The sequence below is a fragment of the Kushneria aurantia DSM 21353 genome, assembly GCF_000382245.1.
In the GTDB taxonomy this organism is placed as follows: Bacteria; Pseudomonadota; Gammaproteobacteria; order Pseudomonadales; family Halomonadaceae; genus Kushneria; species Kushneria aurantia.
Genome location: NZ_KB907865.1, coordinates 1 through 19,711 on the forward strand (window position 1 = coordinate 1; position 19,711 = coordinate 19,711).

Genomic DNA, 19,711 nt, shown 5'->3' on the forward strand with positions numbered 1-19,711 from the left:
CAGCGCGCTTCGCTACGTCACACCGAGCCAGCGCCATAACGGCGAGGCCAAAGGCATCCTGGCGCAGCGTCGTGAGGTCTTCGAGGCGGCGAAAAAGCGTCACCCGGAGCGCTGGTCGGGCGACATCCGCAAGCTCAGCCTGCCGGATGTGGTGCACCTCAATCCCGAGCGGAACCCGGTGCCACAAGCCGCAGGATTTTAAAGAGCCGAAGTCATTTAATGTGCCAACTATGTTGACAGGCTCCGCCTTTTGATAGTCGCCACCATCCGGTAATTAAAATACAGTTGAACCACCGTTTTTTAATTGTATTTCATTGGCGATCATCAAAATGCATGCACCTCTCGGCTATGCCTGGCTCAATGAGCAGTTCAATCTACAGGTTGTTCAGCCCCTGCCGGTGTACAGTTCAGCAGGAGGGACCCGGAAGAGTCGGAAGGGAGTACAACCTGCATTTCAACGCTTATCCGGAGGCGCGCGCTATCCCGAGCTTACACGGCACGTCACCTATCTCCATGACGTGGTGGCGCAGACACTGCAACAGGAGATGCACCGGGAGGCGGGTCTCTTAAAAGCCAACGATGATGCCCGGCAGGCGCTCAAGACACTCTTCGAAGCCCCCGACATGGATCTCGACGTTATCATTCGGTCAGTGATGCAGAACGGGTATCGGCTCTCCAACAGGCTCTCTGCCCGCTATCCGATGCTGGCGGAAGACCCCTTGCTGGCCTCGCGGACGGTGGAGGTCATACGCGAAGTCTTTGAAAGGAGATGAGGCTGAAGAAGATGAGGCGCCGCTCAGCCAGCGCCTCACTGCAGATACGGCGGTGACTCAGCCGCCGTAAACGTCGTCGACGCTCTCGAGCGGATAGTGCGTCGGATAGCCGCGGCTGGCCGCGCCGGAGTCGACCGCCGCACGCGCTACCGCCGCCGACACCCGCCCCAGCAGGCGCGAATCCATCGGCGTGGGGATGATATAGCCGCGCCCGAACTCGAGGCTTTTGACCTCATAGGCCTCCAGCACTTCCTGCGTGACCGGCTCACGCGCCAGGCCCTTGAGGGCATGGACGGCAGCGACCTTCATCGCCTCGTTGATCTCGCTGGCGCGCACGTCCAGGGCACCGCGGAAGATGAACGGAAAGCCCAGCACATTATTGACCTGGTTGGGAAAGTCAGAGCGACCGGTGGCCATGATGACGTCGTCGCGCGCCTCTCGCGCGACGTCGGGATGAATCTCCGGGTCGGGATTGGAGCAGGCGAACACCACCGGGTCGTGAGCCATTTTCGCGAGCTGCGCGGCGGAGAGCAGATCCGGGCCGGAGAGGCCGATGAAGACGTCGGCGCCATCAATGGCGTCGTCCAGGCTGCGATCTTCGGTAGTGACCGCGTAGCCCTGCTTGAACGCGTTGAGATCATCGCGGCCGTCGTGAATCACGCCCTTGCTGTCGAGCATGCGAATGTTGTCGCGACGGGCGCCGCAGGCGATCAGCAGATCCATGCAGGCGATCGCCGCTGAACCGGCGCCGAGGCAGACGATACGCGCGTTTTCAAGCGACTTGCCGGCGATATCGAGGGCGTTGAGCAGCCCGGCGGCGGTCACGATGGCCGTGCCGTGCTGGTCGTCGTGAAACACCGGAATATTACAGCGCGACTTCAGCTCGCGCTCGATGCGAAAGCACTCCGGCGCCTTGATATCCTCAAGATTGATACCGCCCCAGCTGATGGCGATGTTGGCCACGGTCTCGATAAACGCCTCGGGGTCGGCGGTGTCGACCTCGATATCGATGGCGTTGATGCCGGCAAAGCGCTTGAACAGTACGCCCTTGCCCTCCATCACCGGCTTGCTGGCCAGCGCGCCGAGGTTGCCAAGGCCGAGAATGGCGCTGCCGTTGGAAACCACCGCTACCAGGTTGCCCTTGCCGGTGTAGCGATAGGCGTCCTCGGGGTTTTTGGCGATCTCGCGTACCGGCTCGGCAACGCCCGGGCTGTAGGCCATGGCGAGGTGTTTCGAGCTGCTGGTGGGCTTGGTGACTTCGACGCTGAGCTTGCCGGGGATAGGCTGCGAATGGTAATCCAGCGCCGCCTGCTTGCGGTCTTCTGACATGAGTAATTTCCGATAGAGGTGCTTTCAATCCGATGAAGCCTAAATAAAAAGTCGTATTCCCACAAGGGAACGTCTCGGGCAAAACCCTGCCACCATGCGGGTACAGTAAAACTACAAGGCATTAGACCCCTGCCCCACAATCGACCGTGATACTCTGTCCCGGCCGCGAATGCCCCAACCCCGATGGAGCCGTGCCCTTGACCAGCCGAGCCGCGACCGAGGCTACCCTGCTGTCGGTCGCCGTGCCCTCACCACTCAGACACACCTTCGACTATCTGCCCGGCGACGACACGCCTGACGGGGGCTGGACGACCGGCGTGCGGGTGCGAGTGCCCTTCGGCCGACGCTCGGTGGTGGGCGTGGTAGTGGCGCTCGATCCACCCAGCGCGCTTCCCCGCGAGCGCCTGAAGCCGATCGAAGCGCTGATCGACCGCAGCCCGCTGCCGGCCGACTGGCTGTGGCTATGCCGCTTCGCGGCGCGCTACTACCAGCACTCGCTGGGCGATACGCTGGCCGGTGCGATGCCCGCGCCGCTGCGCCAGGGGCGGCCGCTGGAAGCCCGCACCCGGACACGCTGGCGTATCACCGAAGCCGGTCACACGCCCGGCGAGCAGCTTGGCCGCGCGCCGCGTCAGGCCGAACTGCTGGCGGCGATCGCCCAACACCCGCGCGGTATGGTCACCTCGGCGATCACCGCCATGAGCTTCAGCCACAGCCAGCTGCGCGCTCTGCATGATCGCGGCCTGATCGAATGTTGCGAGGAAAACATCGCCGCCCCCGAACAGGGCGCCGGCGGCCACAGCCTGGCGGAGCCGTCGCTGCCGCTCAACCGCGAGCAGAGCGCCGCGCTGAGCGCCCTGCACGAGGATCTGGAGCGCTTTCAGGCCTCGCTGCTGCACGGCGTCACCGGCAGTGGCAAGACCGAAATCTATCTGCAGTTGATCGAGGCGGTGCTCGATCGCGGCCGCCAGGCGCTGGTCCTGGTGCCCGAGATCGGCCTCACACCGCAGACCCTGGCGCGCTTTCGCAAACGCTTCAATGCCCCGGTACTGGCGCTGCACTCGGGTCTCAGCGACGGCGAGCGGCTCGACAGCTGGGAGGCCGCCCGCGCCGGTCGCGCGGCGGTGATCATCGGCACCCGCTCGGCGGTCTTTACGCCGCTGGCCAGACCCGGCGTGATCATCGTCGACGAGGAGCACGACGGCTCTTTCAAACAGCAGGACAGCCTGCGCTACCACGCCCGCGACCTCGCCGTGGCCCGCGCTCACTATCACGGCATTCCGGTACTGCTGGGCAGCGCCACGCCGTCGCTGGAGAGCCTCGCACGGGCGCGCAGCGGCCACTACCGCCACCTGCGCCTGACCCGCCGCGCCGGCGATGCCCAGCCCGCCGCCATGTCGCTGGTCGACCTGCGTGGCCGCCCGCAGCGCGGCGGGCTGGGGCCGCAGGCGCTGACGGCGATCGGCGAGCACCTCGGCACCGGCCGCCAGGTGCTGGTATTCGTCGACCGCCGTGGCTTCGCGCCCACGCTGGCCTGCCACCAGTGCGGCTGGCTGGCCGAGTGTCGCCACTGCGATGCGCGCCTGACCCTGCACCGCGACCCCTATCGGCTGATCTGCCATCACTGCGAGCAAAGCGCTCCGGTGCCGGCGGCCTGTCCGCAGTGCGAAAGTGGCGATCTGCGCCCGCTCGGCGCCGGCACCGAGCGTACCGAAGAAGCCCTCAGCGAGGCCTTCGACGACACCCCCATCGTGCGCATCGACCGCGACAGCACGCGCCGGCGCGACGCCTTCGAACAGCAGCTGGCCGAAATTCGCCGCGGCGAGCCCTGCCTGCTGGTCGGCACCCGCATGCTGGCCAAGGGCCACCACTTTCCCCATGTAACGCTGGTGGTAGTGGTCAACGCCGATGGCGGCCTGTATGGCGCCGATTTTCGCTCGCTGGAACACAGCGCTCAGCTCTTGACCCAGGTCGCGGGTCGCGCCGGGCGCGCCCAGCACGCCGGGCGGGTGCTGATTCAGACCCTCCATCCGCAGGACCCGGCGCTGCTCACCCTCGTTGAGCAGGGCTACGACGCGCTGGCCGAACAGCTGCTCGAGGAGCGCCGCATCGCCGGGCTGCCACCCTTTCGCTTTGTGGCCCTGCTGCGCGGCGAGAGCAGCCGCAAGGAGGCGGTCAGCGATCTGTTCGAACGCGCCGCCGGCACACTGCGCCAGTGGTTGGGCGAGCGCGGCCTGGCAGTGCAGTGCCTGGGGCCGGTGCCGGCGCCGATGGAGCGCCGTCACAACCGCTACCACGTCCAGCTGTTGCTGATTGCCGAGCAGCGCAGCGCCCTGCACGAAGCCGCCGCATGGCTCGATGAGTGGCTCGCCGGGCAGCGCGACGCCCGCCGCCTGCGCTATTCGATCGATATCGATCCGCAGGAGATGTACTGAGAGAAGGCTTGCAAAAGGGCTGTATGCCCCTGTAGCACCCTCATGATTGCCATGTAATGGGAGCCGTGAGCGGGTTGAAACAAGGGTCTATCGCCAGGGAGGGCGATAGTAGCGTCCAGGGAGGATTCATGGCGCCCTTGTGGAAACCTGCTTTCGGCGGCAGGAGCCGATTCCGAAATGCACGCCGGATGCCTGCCCTCTCGACCAACGATTTTGACACTGCCCAGCGTTGAACGATAATGGCTGTCTCGACGGCCACCGCACACGGGTTTTGCCGACACGACCCGCCTTTTAAAAGACTGATGCCCGCATGAAAGAGACGATTACCCTGCTGCTGCGAACCGCCCTCGACGCCCTGCGTGCCGAAGGCGCCCTGCCGGTCGCCGGCCGCGACGACAACATTCAGGTCGAGGCGGCGCGCGACCGGGCGCACGGCGACTACGCCTCCAATCTGGCGCTGACGCTGGCGAAATCGGCCGGCATGAACCCCCGCGAGCTGGCCGAGCGGCTGGTAAAAGCGCTGCCCGACGCCAATGCGGTATCGAAAGTCGAGATCGCCGGCCCCGGCTTCATCAACTTCTTCGTCAACGCCGGCGCCGCCGGCGAGGTCATCTTCGATATCCTGGAAGCCGGCGACGACTACGGCCGCAACAACGACGGCGGCGGGCAGAAGGTGCAGGTCGAGTTCGTCTCCGCCAACCCTACCGGACCGCTGCACGTCGGCCATGGCCGCGGCGCGGCAGTCGGCGATAGCCTGTGCCGGCTGCTGGCTGCCAATGGCTATAGCGTTACGCGGGAGTTCTACTACAACGACGCCGGTGCCCAGATCGATAACCTGACCCTGTCGGTGGCGGCACGCCTCAAGGGTATCGAGCCCAACGATCCCGCCTGGCCGAAGGACGGCTATCGCGGTGAGTACATTCAGGACGTCGCCCACGCCTACATGCAGGGCGAGACGGTGAGCGCCGACGACCGCCGCGTGACCGCCGCCGCCGACCCCGAGGACATGGCAGCAATCCGCGCCTTCGCGGTCGCCTGGCTGCGCCACGAGCAGGATCTTGATCTGCGCGCCTTCGGCGTCGAATTCGATATCTTCTATCTCGAATCGTCGCTGTACGAAAGCGCCAGGGTAGAGGCCACCGTCGAGCAGTTGATCGACGGCGGCCACACCTACGAGGCCGACGGCGCCCTGTGGCTGCGCACCACCGACTTCGGCGACGACAAGGACCGGGTGATGCGCAAGCGCGAAGGTGGCTACACCTACTTCCTGCCCGATGTCGCCTATCATCTCGACAAGTGGCAGCGCGGTTTCACCACCGTCATCAACGAGCAGGGCGCCGACCACCACTCCACCGTGACCCGTGTGCGCGCCGGTCTGCAGGCGCTGGAGGCCGGCATCCCGGCAGGCTGGCCGGAGTACGTGCTGCACCAGATGGTGCTGGTGACCCGTTCCGGCGAGGAGGTCAAGCTCTCCAAGCGCGCCGGCGACTACGTCACCCTGCGCGATCTGATCGACGAAGTGGGTCGCGATGCCACACGCTACTTCCTGGTCTCGCGCGCGGCCACCTCGCAGATGACCTTCGACATCGACCTGGCGCGCTCGCAGTCCAGCGACAACCCGGTCTACTACGCCCAGTATGCCCACGCCCGGGTATGCAGCGTGGAAGCGAAGGCCGCCGCCGAGGGCAAACCCTTCGATGCCGACTCGGCGGCCAACGCCCTGCATCGGCTGGAGGATCAGCGTGAAAAGGAGCTGCTCAACCGCCTGGGGCGCTGGCCGGAAGTGGTGAAACGCGCCGCCAGCGGGCGCGAACCGCACCAGATCGCTCAGTACCTGCAGGAGCTGGCCAGCGATTTTCACAGCTATTACAACGCTGTGCGCGTCATGGTCGACGAAGATGAGCTGCGCAACGTGCGCCTCGCGCTGGGCATGGCAGTGCGCCAGGTGATGCGCAACGGCCTCGACCTGCTGGGTGTCTGTGCACCCCGGGAGATGTAAATGGCACAGCGCCAGAGCAAAAGCAGAAAGGGCGCCACCAGCCGCGGCGGTGGCAAGCGCCAGAGCGACGGCTTTCACGTCCCGGGCTGGCTATGGGGACTGGTGGGCGTCATCGCCGGCTTTGCCGGCGCTCAGTATCTACAGCAGGACGCTCCCGATCAGCGCGACCCGATCGCCTCGATCGTGACCCGCCAGACCAACAGCGGCGGCGCTTCCGACACCGCGGCGCCGGGCGAAGGCAGCGACAGCGGCGCAGAGAGCAGCAATGATGAGGGTCGCATGCCTACCTTCGAGTTCTATACCCTGCTGCCGGAGTCCGAGGTCATCGCCCCCAACTCCGACGAGGTAGCTTCACCGCGCCCCGGCGCCGAGGGGGCGGTGATCGAACAGCACGCCCAGCGCATCGTCGAAAACGACGGCGGTACCTCGCCGACATCGCAGGCCGGCAATGACGCCGACGGCGGTGGCGATGCCATTCAGCGTATCGTCGCCCAGCGCAGCCAGGCGCAGCAGCGTCAATCCTCCGGCAGCGCCTCGTCCTCGTCACAGCAACAGACCGGCAACAGTGCCAGCTATATGCTGCAGGCGGCGTCGTTTCAGTCACAGCTCGACGCCGACAACATGGCCGGACGACTGCGTGACCTGGGGCTGGTGGCGCAGGTCACCCGGGTGCGCACCGCCGACAACACCACCTGGTATCGCGTTCAGGCCGGCCCCTACCAGGACAGCGGCGAACTGGCCCGTGCCCGCGGGCTGATGCAGGCGCGCGGCATCGAGCCGATGCAGATTCGCCAGCGCTGACCCCCTCGTCGGCAACCGCGCTACGCCGTGACTTGATTTGCCGGATGCCAGCCCGCATTTCCGAACAAGGATCACATGGCGCCTGGCGTGCCGCCCACTGGCGGTGGCCGGCGTCAAAGTCATCGGGTGCCCAGCAGATCGGCGGAATCTACACCGCTTGTGACGGCACCCTTTCAATCGGAGTAGCGCCGATGACCACGATTGTCTCCGTACGCCGCGGTGAACAGGTCGCGCTGGCCGGCGACGGGCAGGTATCGCTGGGTAATACGGTCATGAAGGGTAACGCCAGCAAGGTACGTCGTTTCCATCACGGCCGGGTTCTGGCCGGCTTTGCCGGCGGCACGGCGGACGCCTTTACCCTTTTCGAGCGCTTCGAGGCGCAGCTCGACAAGTACCAGGGCCACCTCGCCAAGGCGGCGGTGGAACTGGCCAAGGAGTGGCGCACCGACCGCGCCCTGCGCCGGCTGGAGGCGATGCTGGCGGTGGCGGACAAGGACGCCTCGCTGATCATCACCGGCACCGGCGATGTACTCGAACCCGAATACGGCATCATCACCATCGGCTCCGGCGGCCAGTACGCCAACGCGGCCGCCCGCGCCCTGCTGCAGAATACCGAGCTCTCTGCTCGCGAGGTCACCGAAAAAAGCCTCAACATCGCTGCGGATATCTGCGTCTATACCAACCATCACATCACCGTCGAGGCGCTGGACTGATCATGACCGAGACGAATACGACTGTTCCCGAACTGCCGCAATCCCATATGACCCCGCGCGAGATCGTTCACGCGCTGGATCAGTACATCGTCGGTCAGGCCGAGGCCAAGCGCGCCGTGGCGATCGCCCTGCGCAACCGCTGGCGGCGTATGCAGCTCGACGAGTCGCTGCGCGCCGAGGTCACGCCCAAGAACATCCTCATGATCGGCCCCACCGGGGTGGGCAAGACCGAAATCGCACGCCGGCTGGCAAAACTCGCCAACGCGCCTTTCATCAAGGTCGAGGCGACCAAATTCACCGAGGTGGGCTATGTCGGCCGCGACGTCGAGTCGATCGTGCGTGACCTGGTCGAGGCAGCGATGAAGCTGGTGCGCGAGCAGGCCAAGGCGCAGGTGCAGAACAGGGCCGAGGACGCCGCCGAGGAGCGCATTCTCGACGCCCTGCTGCCGCCGGCGCGAGGCAGCGAATATGACAGCGGCAAGAGCCGCGACAGCGGTACGCGCCAGACCTTTCGCAAACAGCTGCGCGAAGGCAAGCTGGACGACAAGGAGATCGATATCGAACTCTCCCCCGCCGGCCAGGGCATGGACTTCCAGGCGCCGCCGGGCATGGAGGAGATGGCCAGCCAGCTGCAAAACATGTTCTCCAGCATGGGCAAGCAGAACAGTGAAACGCGGCGCATCACGGTTGCCGAAGCGCGCCGGCTGGTACGCGACGAAGAGGCCGGACGGCTGGTCAACGACGAGGATCTCAAGCAGCGCGCCATCGAGGTGGTGGAGCAAAACGGCATCGTCTTTCTCGACGAGATCGACAAGGTCGCCAAGCGCGCCGAGTCGGGCAGTGGCGGTGATGTCTCCCGCGAGGGCGTGCAGCGCGACCTGCTGCCGCTGATCGAGGGCTCGACGGTTTCCACCAGGCACGGCATGGTGCGCACCGATCACATCCTGTTCATTGCCTCCGGGGCGTTCCACCTCTCCAAACCGTCGGATCTGATTCCCGAACTGCAGGGCCGCCTGCCGATCCGGGTGGAGCTGTCGGCGCTGTCACCGGACGAATTCAAGCGCATCCTGACCGAGCCGTCGGCGTCGCTGACGCGCCAGTACGAGGCGCTGATGAAGACCGAGGGGCTGGATGTAAAATTCACCGACGACGGCATCGAACGCATTGCGCGTACCGCCTGGCAGGTCAACGAGGGCACCGAAAACATCGGCGCGCGCCGTCTGCATACGGTAATGGAGCGGCTGCTGGAAGAGGCGCTGTTCGACGGCAGTGATATGCAGGGACCGCTGGTGATCGACGCCGCCTACGTCGACGAGCGCCTCGGCGAGCTGGCCCGCGACGAGGATCTGTCGCGCTATATTCTCTAGCAGCCTGGCGGAGAGGTTCGGCAACAGCCTGCAGCGAGGGTTATTCGCCATGGATGGCGAATTCAGGGAAACGCTGAATAAATCGACGAGCGAGATGAAGCGCAAGGCGCATGGAACACAGAACACGAGACATAACATGGGGTTAGTCGAGTGTTCGACCGGGCTGGCGCACCAGTACCACGCAACGCAGCGATTCGCTGGCGCAGGCATTTATGCAGCGTTTCCTTAGCTGTCCATGGAAGGATTTACAGCGCCCCCGTGAAAGGCTTTTCCGATCCGACAGCAATGCCGGAACACCTGGTCAGCAGCCTCGGGCAGGGCGCCCTGCTCTTCTCTGCGTCACTATCGGAGGTGCCATGACAACGCCCCCCCTCACCAACGCCCACTACCATCAAAAAAGCCGCGAACTGGCACTCACCTGGCAGATCGACGGCGAACAGCAGACCTTTCGCCTGAGCGCCGAAATGCTCAGGGTCTACTCTCCATCCGCCGAGGTGCGCGGCCACAGCCCGGAGCAGGCGGTGCTGCAGACCGGCATGAAGTACGTGGGTCTCAAGAACATCACGCCAGTGGGCAACTATGCCCTCAAGCTGCACTTCGACGACGGCCACGACAGCGGCCTCTACACCTACGCGTATCTGTGGGAGATGATCGAAAACCGCGAGCTCTGGTGGGAGGACTACCTCCACGAACTCGACAGGGCCGGCGCCTCCCGCGAACCCCTGGGTATTCCATTGCAGTCGGGCTCCTGAGCCGTCAGGACAAACCTGACAGTGGCAGCTACAATGGCTTTTTGAGCGCCGCCACAGTTCGGCTGCACCCACTCCGAGCAGACGGGAAGATCGCATGGAAAAGCAGACCACCCACTTTGGCTATGAAGAGGTTCCCGTCGAGGAGAAAGCCGGTCGCGTCGAGAAGGTTTTCGACAGCGTGGCACAGCGCTACGACGTCATGAACGACCTGATGTCGATGGGCATTCATCGCCTCTGGAAGCGTATTACGCTGGAGCGCTCCGGCGTGCGCCGCGGCCAGACGGTACTCGATATCGCCGGCGGCACCGGCGATCTGACCGAGAAATTCGTTCAGCGGGTCGGCCCCCAGGGGCGGGTGGTACTGGCCGACATCAACGCCTCGATGCTGCAGGTGGGCCGCGACCGGCTGCTCGACCGCGGCGTCGGCGCCCGGGTCGAGGTGGTGCAGGCCGACGCCCAGGCGCTGCCGTTCCCGGACAATACCTTCGACTGCATCACCATCGCCTTCGGCCTTCGCAACGTCACCGACAAGGATGCCGCACTGGCGTCCATGGCGCGCGTGCTCAAGCCCGGCGGTCGGCTGCTGGTGCTCGAGTTCTCGAAGCCGCGCAACCCGGTCTTCGAGAAGGTCTATGACCAGTACTCCTTCCATGTGCTGCCGCGCATCGGCCGTTGGGTGGCCAACGACGCCGACTCCTATCGCTATCTGGCGGAGTCGATCCGCATGCACCCGGACCAGCAGACGCTGCAGGCGATGATGGAAAATGCCGGTCTCGAGCGGGTCGAATACACCAATCTGACCGGCGGTGTGGTCGCGCTGCATCGCGGCTTCAAATTCTGAAGCCGGTGACCGCACCGATCGTCTCACTTCTTTTTCGCAAGCAGGGACTGATGCCTTGATGTCCTTTGTGACCCACGGCCTTCTGCGACGAGGCGAACAGTGTTTCAATCGCCTGCTGGCGCGCGATCCGGCCGCTACGACGCGGCTGCGCTCGCTGGCCGGCCAGCGTCTGGTGGTGGCACTCGCCTCGCCGCCGCTGCGCCTGGCGATCGACTTCACGCCCGAGGGCGTGCACCTTGCACAGGCCGACGAGGCCAGCTGGCAAAGCGCCGACAGCCGGGTCGAGCTCGACGGCGACAGCCTGGGCGCGCTGCTGGGAGGAACGCCGGTGCAGTCACTGATGACACAGAATCGGCTGATCGTGCACGGCAGCCTCGCCACTCTGATGAAGGCCCGTGAACTGGTGATGGATCTCGACATGGATGCCGAGGGCGCGCTGGCGCGCTGGCTGGGCGAGTCCCCGGCACACGGCATCGCTACCGGCCTTGCGCGGCTGGGGCGTTTTGGCCGCGACACCTCGCAAAGCTTCGAGCATGACCTGCGCGCCTACATGATCGAGGAGGGAGAGTGGCTGGCAAGCCGTGACCTGCTCGATATCGCCAGGGCGCGACTGACCCGGCTGGAGGTCGCCAGCGACCGGCTGGAAGCGCGCCTTGACCGGCTCACCCGCCAGCGCGGCGAGGGCCCTGCCTCATGATGCTGTGGCGCCTGATTCGCATCGCCTGGGTGGTAACGCGCTACCGGCTTGATCATCTGATTCCTCTCGACCGCCTGCCGCGCTACGCCCGCCTGCTGATGGCCGTGGCCCCAATCCGCCTCTTTCCCAAAGGCGACAAGAGCCGCGGGGAAAGGCTGCGCCTGGCGCTGGAGAACCTGGGGCCGATCTTCATCAAGTTTGGCCAGATGCTCTCCACCCGGCGCGATCTGATGCCACCGGATATCGCCGTCGAGCTCAAGCGCCTGCAGGATCAGGTGCCCCCCTTCCCCGGCGAAACCGCACGCGCCATCATCGAGGAGGAACTGGGCGCGCCGGTGGGCGAGTTGTTCGAGGCGTTCGATGCCGAGCCGCTGGCCTCGGCCTCTATCGCCCAGGTGCACAGCGCGCGGCTGGACAGCGGTGAAGAGGTGGTGGTCAAGGTGATCCGCCCCGGCATCGACGCCGTGATGCGCAGCGACATCAAGCTGCTCTACACCTTTGCCAGGCTGCTGCTCAAGGTGTGGCCGGAGGCGAAACGTCTGCGCCCGGTCGAGGTGGTGGAGGACTACGAGTCGACGCTTTTCGACGAGCTCGACCTGCAGAAGGAAGCCGCCAACACCTCCCAGCTCAAGCGCAATTTCCAGTACTCGCCGCTGCTGCACGTCCCTACCATCTACTGGCCCCGCACCCGTCGGCGGGTAATGACCCAGGAGATGGTTCGCGGCGTGCCGGTGGCCGATACCGACAAGCTCGAGGCCAACGGCGTGGATATGCGTCTGCTCGCCGAGCGCGGCGTGGAGATCTTCTTCACCCAGGTGTTCCGCGACAACTTCTTCCACGCCGACATGCACCCGGGCAACATCTTCGTCGATATCAGCGACCCGCGCGACCCCAGTTTCATCGCCATCGACTGCGGCATCGTGGGCAGCCTGACCCGCGAGGATCAGGACTATCTGGCGCGCAACATCATCGCCTTCTTCCGTCAGGACTACTACGAAGTCGCCATGCTGCACATCGAATCCGGCTGGGTGGGCGAAAACACCCGCGCCAACGAGTTCGCCGCGGCGATCCGCTCGGTGTGCGAGCCGATCCTGGAAAAGCCGCTCAAGGATATCTCCTTCGGGCAGGTGCTGATGGGGCTTTTTCAGACCGCGCAGCGCTTTCACATGGAAGTACAGCCGCAACTGGTGCTGTTGCAGAAGACGCTGCTCAACATCGAGGGGCTGGGCCGCAGCCTCTACCCCGAGCTCGACCTGTGGAACACCGCCAGGCCCTTCCTCGAGCGCTGGATGCACGATCGCGCCGGCCCGCGCGGCTTCTGGGAGGAGCTCAAGCGCCAGGCACCCGATCTTGCCCAGCGCGTACCGCAGCTGCCGGTACTGGCGCACCAGGCGCTGTCGCAGGTAGAGCATCAGCGCAAGCATCGTGAGCGCCAGAGCGAGGCGCTGGCCACCCTGCACTCCTCGTTGAGCGGCGTGCGCCGCGGCGCGCGACGTATCCGCATCGGCCTGGCGCTGGTCGCCGCGGCACTGGCCTGGCAGCCGATCACCCAGTGGGCGCAAACCCAGCACTGGAGCGTGGTAGTGGCCGCCGCCGTGGGGCTGGTGCTGGTGGTATGGCGCTGAGTCACATCGCCCTAAAACCGTGCGCCTTGTGCCACTTCGGCCGCCGCCTCAACGGCCTATGGCACCAGCCGAATGGTCGTCTCGCCCCTTGAAAGCGGCACGGAATAGCCCCCTCTTTCGAAGACCGCATCCGCCACTCGCAGCGCTGAGGCATCATCCGTGGTGGCCTGCAGGAAAACACGCGCCGTCGACGTAAAGTCATCGGCCGGGGCGAGCGTCAGCGTGATGTCGCCGCTCGTACTCTGGTAGGTGGCGCTCTGAATCCGCCCCGCCTGCAGGGTGATCCACTGCCCCGCCGGCGCGATGAACAGCCGCTTTTGCGCCTCTTCCAGGGGGACAACACGAATGCTGTCTGCCGATGCCTGCAACTCTCCGCCAAGGGCAAGCCAGCCGAAGGTGGGATGATTGACGACATAGGTGCCGATGGCATAGGCATGGCCGAAAAAACCCATGCCGTAATCGCCACTGTAAGGGTCCCACTTCATCATGTCCGGCCAGGCATGGAAGGCAGTGGAAGTGAAGCCGTTGCGGTGAATGCTGGCCATGGGTCCCATCATGCCGCCATAGCCGACGCGCAGCAGATGAAAGTCGGACGGGTCGCGGCGAAAGGCGTCGAGCAGCGGTACGGCGTTCAACGCCGAGCCGTAGTGGTGAATCTGGCGCTCGAAACGCTCGTATTTACCGGCGGTGCCGAAGTCCCAGTAGCGTCGCGCGTTGCCGTTATAGCCCCAGCCGGGAATTGTTGGGTCATAACCGAGGATGACTTCACGGGTCTGTTCGGCCTGGGCATCAAAGCCGAAATAGCGCATCCAGGCATAGACTTCCGGCTGACCGGTGGAGTCCCACGGCATCTCGGAGCCAAAAGGATACTCGAGGCTGTGCCAGTGCTCGGCACGCTCGCGCATCAGGCTTTCCAGCTGCTCCGCCTTGTCGGTCATCCCTTCGCGCTGCAGGTCCTTGAGAATTTCGAGAAAGACCTCGCCGCCCATCAGACCGAATTCGGCATAGAGTTCGGCGTCGCGCGGCATGGCCACCGCTACCCTGTAGGCATTGTCGAGATAGAACTGCCAGTCGTGGCGCTTGACCAGCCCCTCGTGATTGCGCGCCAGCCGGTACAGCACCCAGTGGTTGATGGCAGGCCAGGGGTAGTTGTAGGAGCGGTCGAGCCGATCACTCTCCTCCTTGTCCCAGGACCACCTGAACCTTTCCGGGTCTTCTGCATAGCCCGGGTACATGTCGGCAAAGCGCTCGGGATCGAACCAGACCAGGCTCTTTTTGATCGCCCCTGCGTGCTCGCCCTCGGCAACCTGCAACCTGCCGATCACGGTCTCATCCGTCAATCGCTCGAGCTTTGCGATCTCTTGCGGGTCGGGATTGTTGAGCTGTTTGGCGATCGCCGCCATCCAGCTCCCCGCGCCGCCCTCATCGCTCATGCCGGGGATCCACATACGCCAGTCGGAGAGCACTACCCCGCCGGCCTCGCTGTCATAGCTCAGAATGGCAGGCGCGCGGCCGAAAGGGTCATCCGGATTGTCATACCACTGCTCGGTGGTGGCAAAGTGTCCCAGATCGGCAACGGCCTGCGACAACGGCTTGACAAGATAGTAGCTGATCGTCTGCTGCTGACCGTCGGCATACCCCAGAGTCAGGCGGGCGCGCCCCCAACCCCCGACCTTCACCTTCAGTTTTGTCCAGCCATTGACGCTGCCTTCGCGGCTTACCTCGAGGGCACCGGCCGGGTCACTGTCGATATGCTCGATCGCACTCGGCGCCCGCACGAACAGCAGCGCGCTCTGATTCGCCGGGACAATATAGCCGGGCAGGCCGACGGCCACCGGCCGCTGATGGGCAATGAGCGTCTCCTCGATGGCGCGTATCGTCGGCGACTGCACGAACTGCAGGCCAAACTGTGCCGTCTCGCCGGGCGCCAGCGTTTCCGAACCGGGCGTATTCCACTGCCGCCCGGCGTCACGCCACTCGCGCTCGACATACCCCCGCGAATACACCGTCCAGTCGTAAAAACCTTCGAAAAAGTTGGGGCTGGAGCGGTCGGTAAAGATCGAATTCGGCGCCTTGTCCGGCTGTTTGAGCGGCTTGTAGGCCTCCAGTGCTGTATTCGACTCCGGCAACACCAGTAGCGCCGGTCCTTCGCCGTTGAGTCGAGTCACCTGCACATAGCCGGCGTCGCGACCGATATAGGGATCGGCAAAGCTGGCCCGGGTGTGCGCTTCGTCAAGCGTCCGCCCATCGATGATATTGTCGAACACCATCGGCATGCCCAGCACGCCGATTTCCAGCGCCTGCTCGGTGACGTTGGTAATGCGAAAGCGCAGCGCCAGTCGGCCATTGTCCCGTGCCCACACCCGCTCGACCCGGAAAGGCGGCTGCTCGCCCATGGTCGCGGTGATATCGGCGGCGGCGATCACCTCTCCCTCGGCAGGAAGCGGATGGATCGGCTTGCGGTGAGTCGATGAGGAGAAATCCCGCCATTCGCTTCCCGGCGCACGCACCCGCAGGTTGAGATCGCCAATATGATTGTAACCGTCACCGGAGCGCTCGCTCTCGAGCCAGCTCGGCACGAAACTGAAGCCGGGCTCCTCGGTTGGTGACAGACGCGACAGCGTCTGTGTATCCGGGCGCAGTTCGAACTCGAGCTGCCCGATCGAGTGGACTGCCATGCTCGATGATCCTGCCGTGCCGGCAGGTGCGGCCAGCCCACCGGCGGCACCGGCCCCACCGACAAAGCTGCTCGTCATCAGCACTGCAAAAAATGGTGATGTTCTCACTGCTATCTCCCTGAAAAGGTCTCAATGGATGAAGATTTCCGGACAAGGCGGCTGAGATGTCTCCGACCGCACGCCATGGAGGTCGCCCTGTCACCTGTCGAATCGTCGCTGTCACCAGTCTCTATCGTGCAGGGCACTCAAGCCTTCGGCTGTTCCTGCCCTTCGCCCGTCCCTTCAGCGCGCTGCGCCAGATCGCTTTTGATGGTCTTGAGAAAACGTTCGTTCACCTTGAAGAAGTAGGTCGCCAGCGCCACCATAAAATGCAGCACCCCGGGAATCACGGTAACCAGCAGCAGAATGCCGGTAACCGAAGCTGTCGTCTGATTCTCCAGGCCGGGTTGATAGTGGACCAGAGAGAGCGTGAAGCTGACGATCGCACCGCCGGTCGCCCAGGCCAGCTTGATAAAGAAAAGATTGAAGGCAAAGGTCATGCCCGAGGTACGCTTGCCGGTTTTCCACTCGCCGTATTCGTCGGTAAACGCCATCATGGCAAAGGCCAGCGGCAGCACAAAGCCGTAGAAGACGGCGCCGAGCGCATTGAGCGCCAGCCACAGCGTCGAATATTCACCGGGAATGAAGGCGACCAGACAGGAGGCAATACCCAGCACAAGATTGGTCAGAATGAAGAAGCGAACCGTCTCTATCTTCTGGACAATATACTTGACCATGAAACTGCCGCCGATGCCGACAAAACCTACCCCAAAGAAAAGAGAGGTATAGGCCGGTGACTCTCCAAGGTAGTACTGAATAAAATAGAGCAGCGCGCCCCCTTTCACCATCCCGACATTGATACTGAGAAAAATAATGAAGAACATCAGTACCAGTTGATCGTTGCGCCAGGTGTTGCTGATCAACGTCTTCAGATTATAACGCTCGGTGTCGCTGTAACTGCTCGCCACGCGCTCCTTGACGGTTGCAAAGCAGGCCAGCAGCATAATGGCACAAAGCACCGCCATCAGCGTCACGCCCCACTGATACCCCCGGGCTTCATTGCCCTGCCCAAACCACGCCACCAGCATCGGCAGGCCAACGGTAATGCACAATCCCGCCAGCCCACAAAGCGCAAACCGATAGGACTGACAGGCAACCATCTCCTTCGAATTGCGGGTCATGGCGTTGATCATTGCGCAATAGGGCACGTTGGATGCCGTGTAGCACAATGACAGCAGAAAGTAGGTAATGATGGCGTAAACCACGAGGGCGTTACCTTCAAGACCGGGAGAGAAGAAGGTCAGGAAGAGTACAGCTCCCATCGGCAGCGCCATCCATAGCTGCCACGGGCGATATCGCCCCCATCGCGATCGGGTTCGGTCGGCCAGCATCCCCATCATGGGATCGGTAAAGGCATCGATAACGCGCAGCGACAGGAAAATAGTGCCGACGATCGCCGGCGCAATGCCGAAAACGTCGGTATAGAAGTAGGTCAGGAAGCTGCCGATCAATGCGGTAATGATGGTTCCACCGGCATCTCCCAGACCGTAGCCTATTTTTTCCCGTATCGACAGATGATCTCCGGAATCAACGGCTCTATCCGTTTTTTCTACAACATTTTCTACAACGGGAGTTGAAATTTCAGCGCGCATAACAGGCCTCCTTTGCAATGGATACCACCACCCAAACCGTCTCTCCGATCATCCAAAGGATCTATCGAGGCGTGTTTTTCATTTTTCTGTTCGGCCCCATGAGCGCGACATCCTGCTCAAGGGCACACATTATGGCAACCGGCCGACTCCTGAATAATGTCTCCCATGCTACCGATCCATGTCGTTCCGCTATTTTTATGGAAAATCCTTGTTACGCAGTATTCCAAAAAAAGCCTTGACCACCATCCGACCATGGTCTTGATGTCGAACCTCATGGCACATGGCTGGCGTGATCTTCCGGCCTTAAAACCAGGTTTCCATCTGAATGCCGTAGGTCCACTCATTACCGTCAAAATTGTCACGACCCAGACTGTCAGTGCGACAGAAACGATTGATACTCTTGTCCCAGTTACTCCAACTGGCAAAGAAACGAATCTCGGGGCGCACCAGGAAACCGCCCACTTTGGGTTTTATCGTCGGCGCCACGGTAAAACGCCGATAAGAACCCTCTATGGGTCTGAAATTCCTTGTCACATCGTCATCTTCGTAGGTCAGGCCGGCGGGGTCGATATTCATCCACTGATAGGTGGTCTCATACTGCATCTCGAAGTTACGGTTAACCTCGTTGACAAGGCGTACGGTCAGCGTGACCCAATCCTGTTTATCCCCCTGCGAATAACGGTTACGACCGCTAAAGGCGGCAAGCCAGGGTTCGATGCGCCAGTCGGGCGTAATATACGTCGTACCGCGAGTCTCCACTCGAACGCCCTCGGCACTATCAATCAAATTCTGGTCGACACCAAGCGAAACGACCTGCGCTCCCAGGCCCTTCCCCATCAACAGGGCCGCTCTGAAATTACCGTCACCCAGACCGTAAAAGCTATCGTCATCCTTGTAAGCCACCATGGCATGGAGGCCGGTATCGGCGGCAACTCCTTCGCCGTCAATGTCACGCTTATCGTTATCCCTGGCGGACATGGCGCTGAGCATCAGATACCAGTTGCCGATATGGTGGCTGTTGGAAAGAACAAGGGCATCGGTGCTGTACGCACCCTCGTCATCCGCATCATCGACGTCGCCCGGATAAACGACACCGGGTACTGCAGGGTCGCCGAAACTGCGGCCCACGAAGGAAATATCGGTATCCCAGTTTTCGCCCAGCTGTATATCCTGAATTCCCGCTCCGACACCACCCAGAAAGAAAATACCCAGCTCATCGGGGTAGAAGCGCTTGCCCGCCCACAGGATGGTATTTTCCATCGGACCGGTAAATGACGGCAGGTGACTGAACTCAACGTTGGCCTGGCGCACGTTGAAAGTCGACTCCTCGGCCGTCCAGTCGTTGAGGCTATTGTTCTGGTCGGACATCATCAGGTTATAGCGCGTGTGGGCACCGTTTTCGTAGTTCTGTTCATAGCTGAAAAGCCCCTCGAAGAAGACATCCTTCTCATTACCCAGCAGCCCCAGAGCGCCATCGTAACGCCCGGCCGGTGTCATATTGGGATTGATCGGCACGCTCTTGAAATTATCGCCCAGTATCAGCGAAGAACGGCTATAGGCATGAAAAACGAACCTGTCGCTTTTATCGGATGGCAATTCCACCTCCGGCAATTGCGTATCCTCCTCTGCCGATGCCCCTTTCAGCGCAAGACGGCCTGACTGAAGCGCAATTTTTCCCGTCTCCGAGGGTGACGATCCGGCATTCCCTGCGCTCTCGATCTGTCTTTCCGCCTGCTCTGCCTCTCGTTCTGCCTGATCGGCCCGCTGTTCGGAAGCATCAAGACGCGCCTCGAGTCTCTCGATACGCTCCTCGATAGTCAGCTCATTTTCTGTCGCGCAGGCAATTGAAGAACAGCAGCAAAGCAAGGCTACGAATAAAATCAAAAAACGGCGAAACGAAACCGATCTCATCAGACAACCCCCGGCCTTCTATTTTTCTTTTGATGTTCAATGAAAACCGCAGAACATTTTGGCACTGCCTTGAATATTCAGGGCACCCTTCAGGCGACC

At 62.9% G+C, this 19,711-nt stretch carries 15 protein-coding genes and 1 pseudogene; 12 read left to right on the forward strand and 4 right to left on the reverse strand.

The genetic code is table 11. From position 1 onward, the window contains the following. A pseudogene (locus H146_RS21680) lies at positions 1-202 on the forward strand (IS3 family transposase); the annotation flags it as partial. 112 nt (positions 203-314) lie between these two features. Then, on the forward strand, positions 315-773 hold the full coding sequence (locus tag H146_RS21220) for a hypothetical protein (protein ID WP_156826687.1): 459 nt from the start codon (positions 315-317) through the stop codon (positions 771-773). A 57-nt stretch (positions 774-830) separates the two neighbouring features. On the opposite strand, the gene H146_RS0104085 is transcribed toward H146_RS21220, so the two are convergent. Beyond that, on the reverse strand, positions 831-2,102 hold the full coding sequence (locus tag H146_RS0104085; protein ID WP_019950585.1) for a malic enzyme-like NAD(P)-binding protein: 1,272 nt from the start codon (positions 2,100-2,102) through the stop codon (positions 831-833). Positions 2,103-2,299: 197 nt separating this feature from the next. Between H146_RS0104085 and H146_RS0104090 the strand changes: the two genes are divergently transcribed. The 9 genes from H146_RS0104090 (at position 2,300) to ubiB (ending at position 13,332) form a co-directional block, all read left to right on the forward strand. Beyond that, positions 2,300-4,537 (forward strand): primosomal protein N', encoded by a 2,238-nt coding sequence (locus H146_RS0104090; protein ID WP_019950586.1) that lies wholly within the window; start codon positions 2,300-2,302, stop codon positions 4,535-4,537. 310 nt (positions 4,538-4,847) lie between these two features. Continuing rightward, positions 4,848-6,536, forward strand: coding sequence for an arginine--tRNA ligase (gene argS / locus H146_RS0104095; RefSeq protein ID WP_019950587.1), 1,689 nt, complete (start codon positions 4,848-4,850; stop codon positions 6,534-6,536). Next, positions 6,537-7,337 carry an SPOR domain-containing protein gene (locus H146_RS0104100; protein WP_019950588.1) on the forward strand — a complete coding sequence of 267 codons (801 nt, stop codon included), beginning with the start codon at positions 6,537-6,539 and terminating at the stop codon, positions 7,335-7,337. It abuts the gene before it with no gap. Positions 7,338-7,528: 191 nt separating this feature from the next. Continuing rightward, the gene (gene hslV / locus H146_RS0104105) at positions 7,529-8,050 is read left to right on the forward strand and encodes an ATP-dependent protease subunit HslV (RefSeq protein WP_019950589.1); all 522 of its coding nucleotides are present in this window, start codon (positions 7,529-7,531) and stop codon (positions 8,048-8,050) included. Between the two features lie 2 nt (positions 8,051-8,052). Further along, positions 8,053-9,417 (forward strand): ATP-dependent protease ATPase subunit HslU, encoded by a 1,365-nt coding sequence (hslU, locus tag H146_RS0104110; RefSeq protein ID WP_019950590.1) that lies wholly within the window; start codon positions 8,053-8,055, stop codon positions 9,415-9,417. A 356-nt stretch (positions 9,418-9,773) separates the two neighbouring features. Beyond that, complete coding sequence (locus H146_RS0104115; protein ID WP_019950591.1) at positions 9,774-10,169, forward strand: gamma-butyrobetaine hydroxylase family protein; 396 nt, start codon at positions 9,774-9,776, stop codon at positions 10,167-10,169. Between the two features lie 94 nt (positions 10,170-10,263). Then, positions 10,264-11,010, forward strand: a complete 747-nt coding sequence (ubiE, locus tag H146_RS0104120; RefSeq protein ID WP_019950592.1) for a bifunctional demethylmenaquinone methyltransferase/2-methoxy-6-polyprenyl-1,4-benzoquinol methylase UbiE — start codon at positions 10,264-10,266, stop codon at positions 11,008-11,010. 58 nt (positions 11,011-11,068) lie between these two features. Continuing rightward, positions 11,069-11,707 (forward strand): ubiquinone biosynthesis accessory factor UbiJ, encoded by a 639-nt coding sequence (locus H146_RS0104125; RefSeq protein WP_019950593.1) that lies wholly within the window; start codon positions 11,069-11,071, stop codon positions 11,705-11,707. After that, positions 11,707-13,332 carry a ubiquinone biosynthesis regulatory protein kinase UbiB gene (ubiB, locus tag H146_RS0104130; protein WP_026351738.1) on the forward strand — a complete coding sequence of 542 codons (1,626 nt, stop codon included), beginning with the start codon at positions 11,707-11,709 and terminating at the stop codon, positions 13,330-13,332. The genes H146_RS0104125 and ubiB overlap by 1 nt, the downstream gene beginning before the upstream one ends. 56 nt (positions 13,333-13,388) lie before the next feature. On the opposite strand, the gene H146_RS0104135 is transcribed toward ubiB, so the two are convergent. Then, positions 13,389-16,010 (reverse strand): DUF5695 domain-containing protein, encoded by a 2,622-nt coding sequence (locus tag H146_RS0104135; protein WP_019950595.1) that lies wholly within the window; start codon positions 16,008-16,010, stop codon positions 13,389-13,391. On the opposite strand from H146_RS0104135, the gene H146_RS21225 reads away from it, so the two are divergent. Then, entirely contained in the window at positions 16,009-16,173 is a 165-nt protein-coding gene (locus H146_RS21225) for a hypothetical protein (protein ID WP_156826689.1), read from the forward strand. The two genes, H146_RS0104135 and H146_RS21225, sit on opposite strands and share 2 nt — an antisense overlap. A gap of 82 nt (positions 16,174-16,255) precedes the next feature. On the opposite strand, the gene H146_RS18395 is transcribed toward H146_RS21225, so the two are convergent. Both H146_RS18395 and H146_RS0104145 read right to left on the reverse strand, forming a co-directional pair. Further along, positions 16,256-17,701 carry an MFS transporter gene (locus tag H146_RS18395; RefSeq protein ID WP_083920776.1) on the reverse strand — a complete coding sequence of 482 codons (1,446 nt, stop codon included), beginning with the start codon at positions 17,699-17,701 and terminating at the stop codon, positions 16,256-16,258. Positions 17,702-18,004: 303 nt separating this feature from the next. Further along, positions 18,005-19,612, reverse strand: a complete 1,608-nt coding sequence (locus H146_RS0104145; RefSeq protein WP_026351739.1) for a carbohydrate porin — start codon at positions 19,610-19,612, stop codon at positions 18,005-18,007. Positions 19,613-19,711 lie beyond the last annotated feature (99 nt).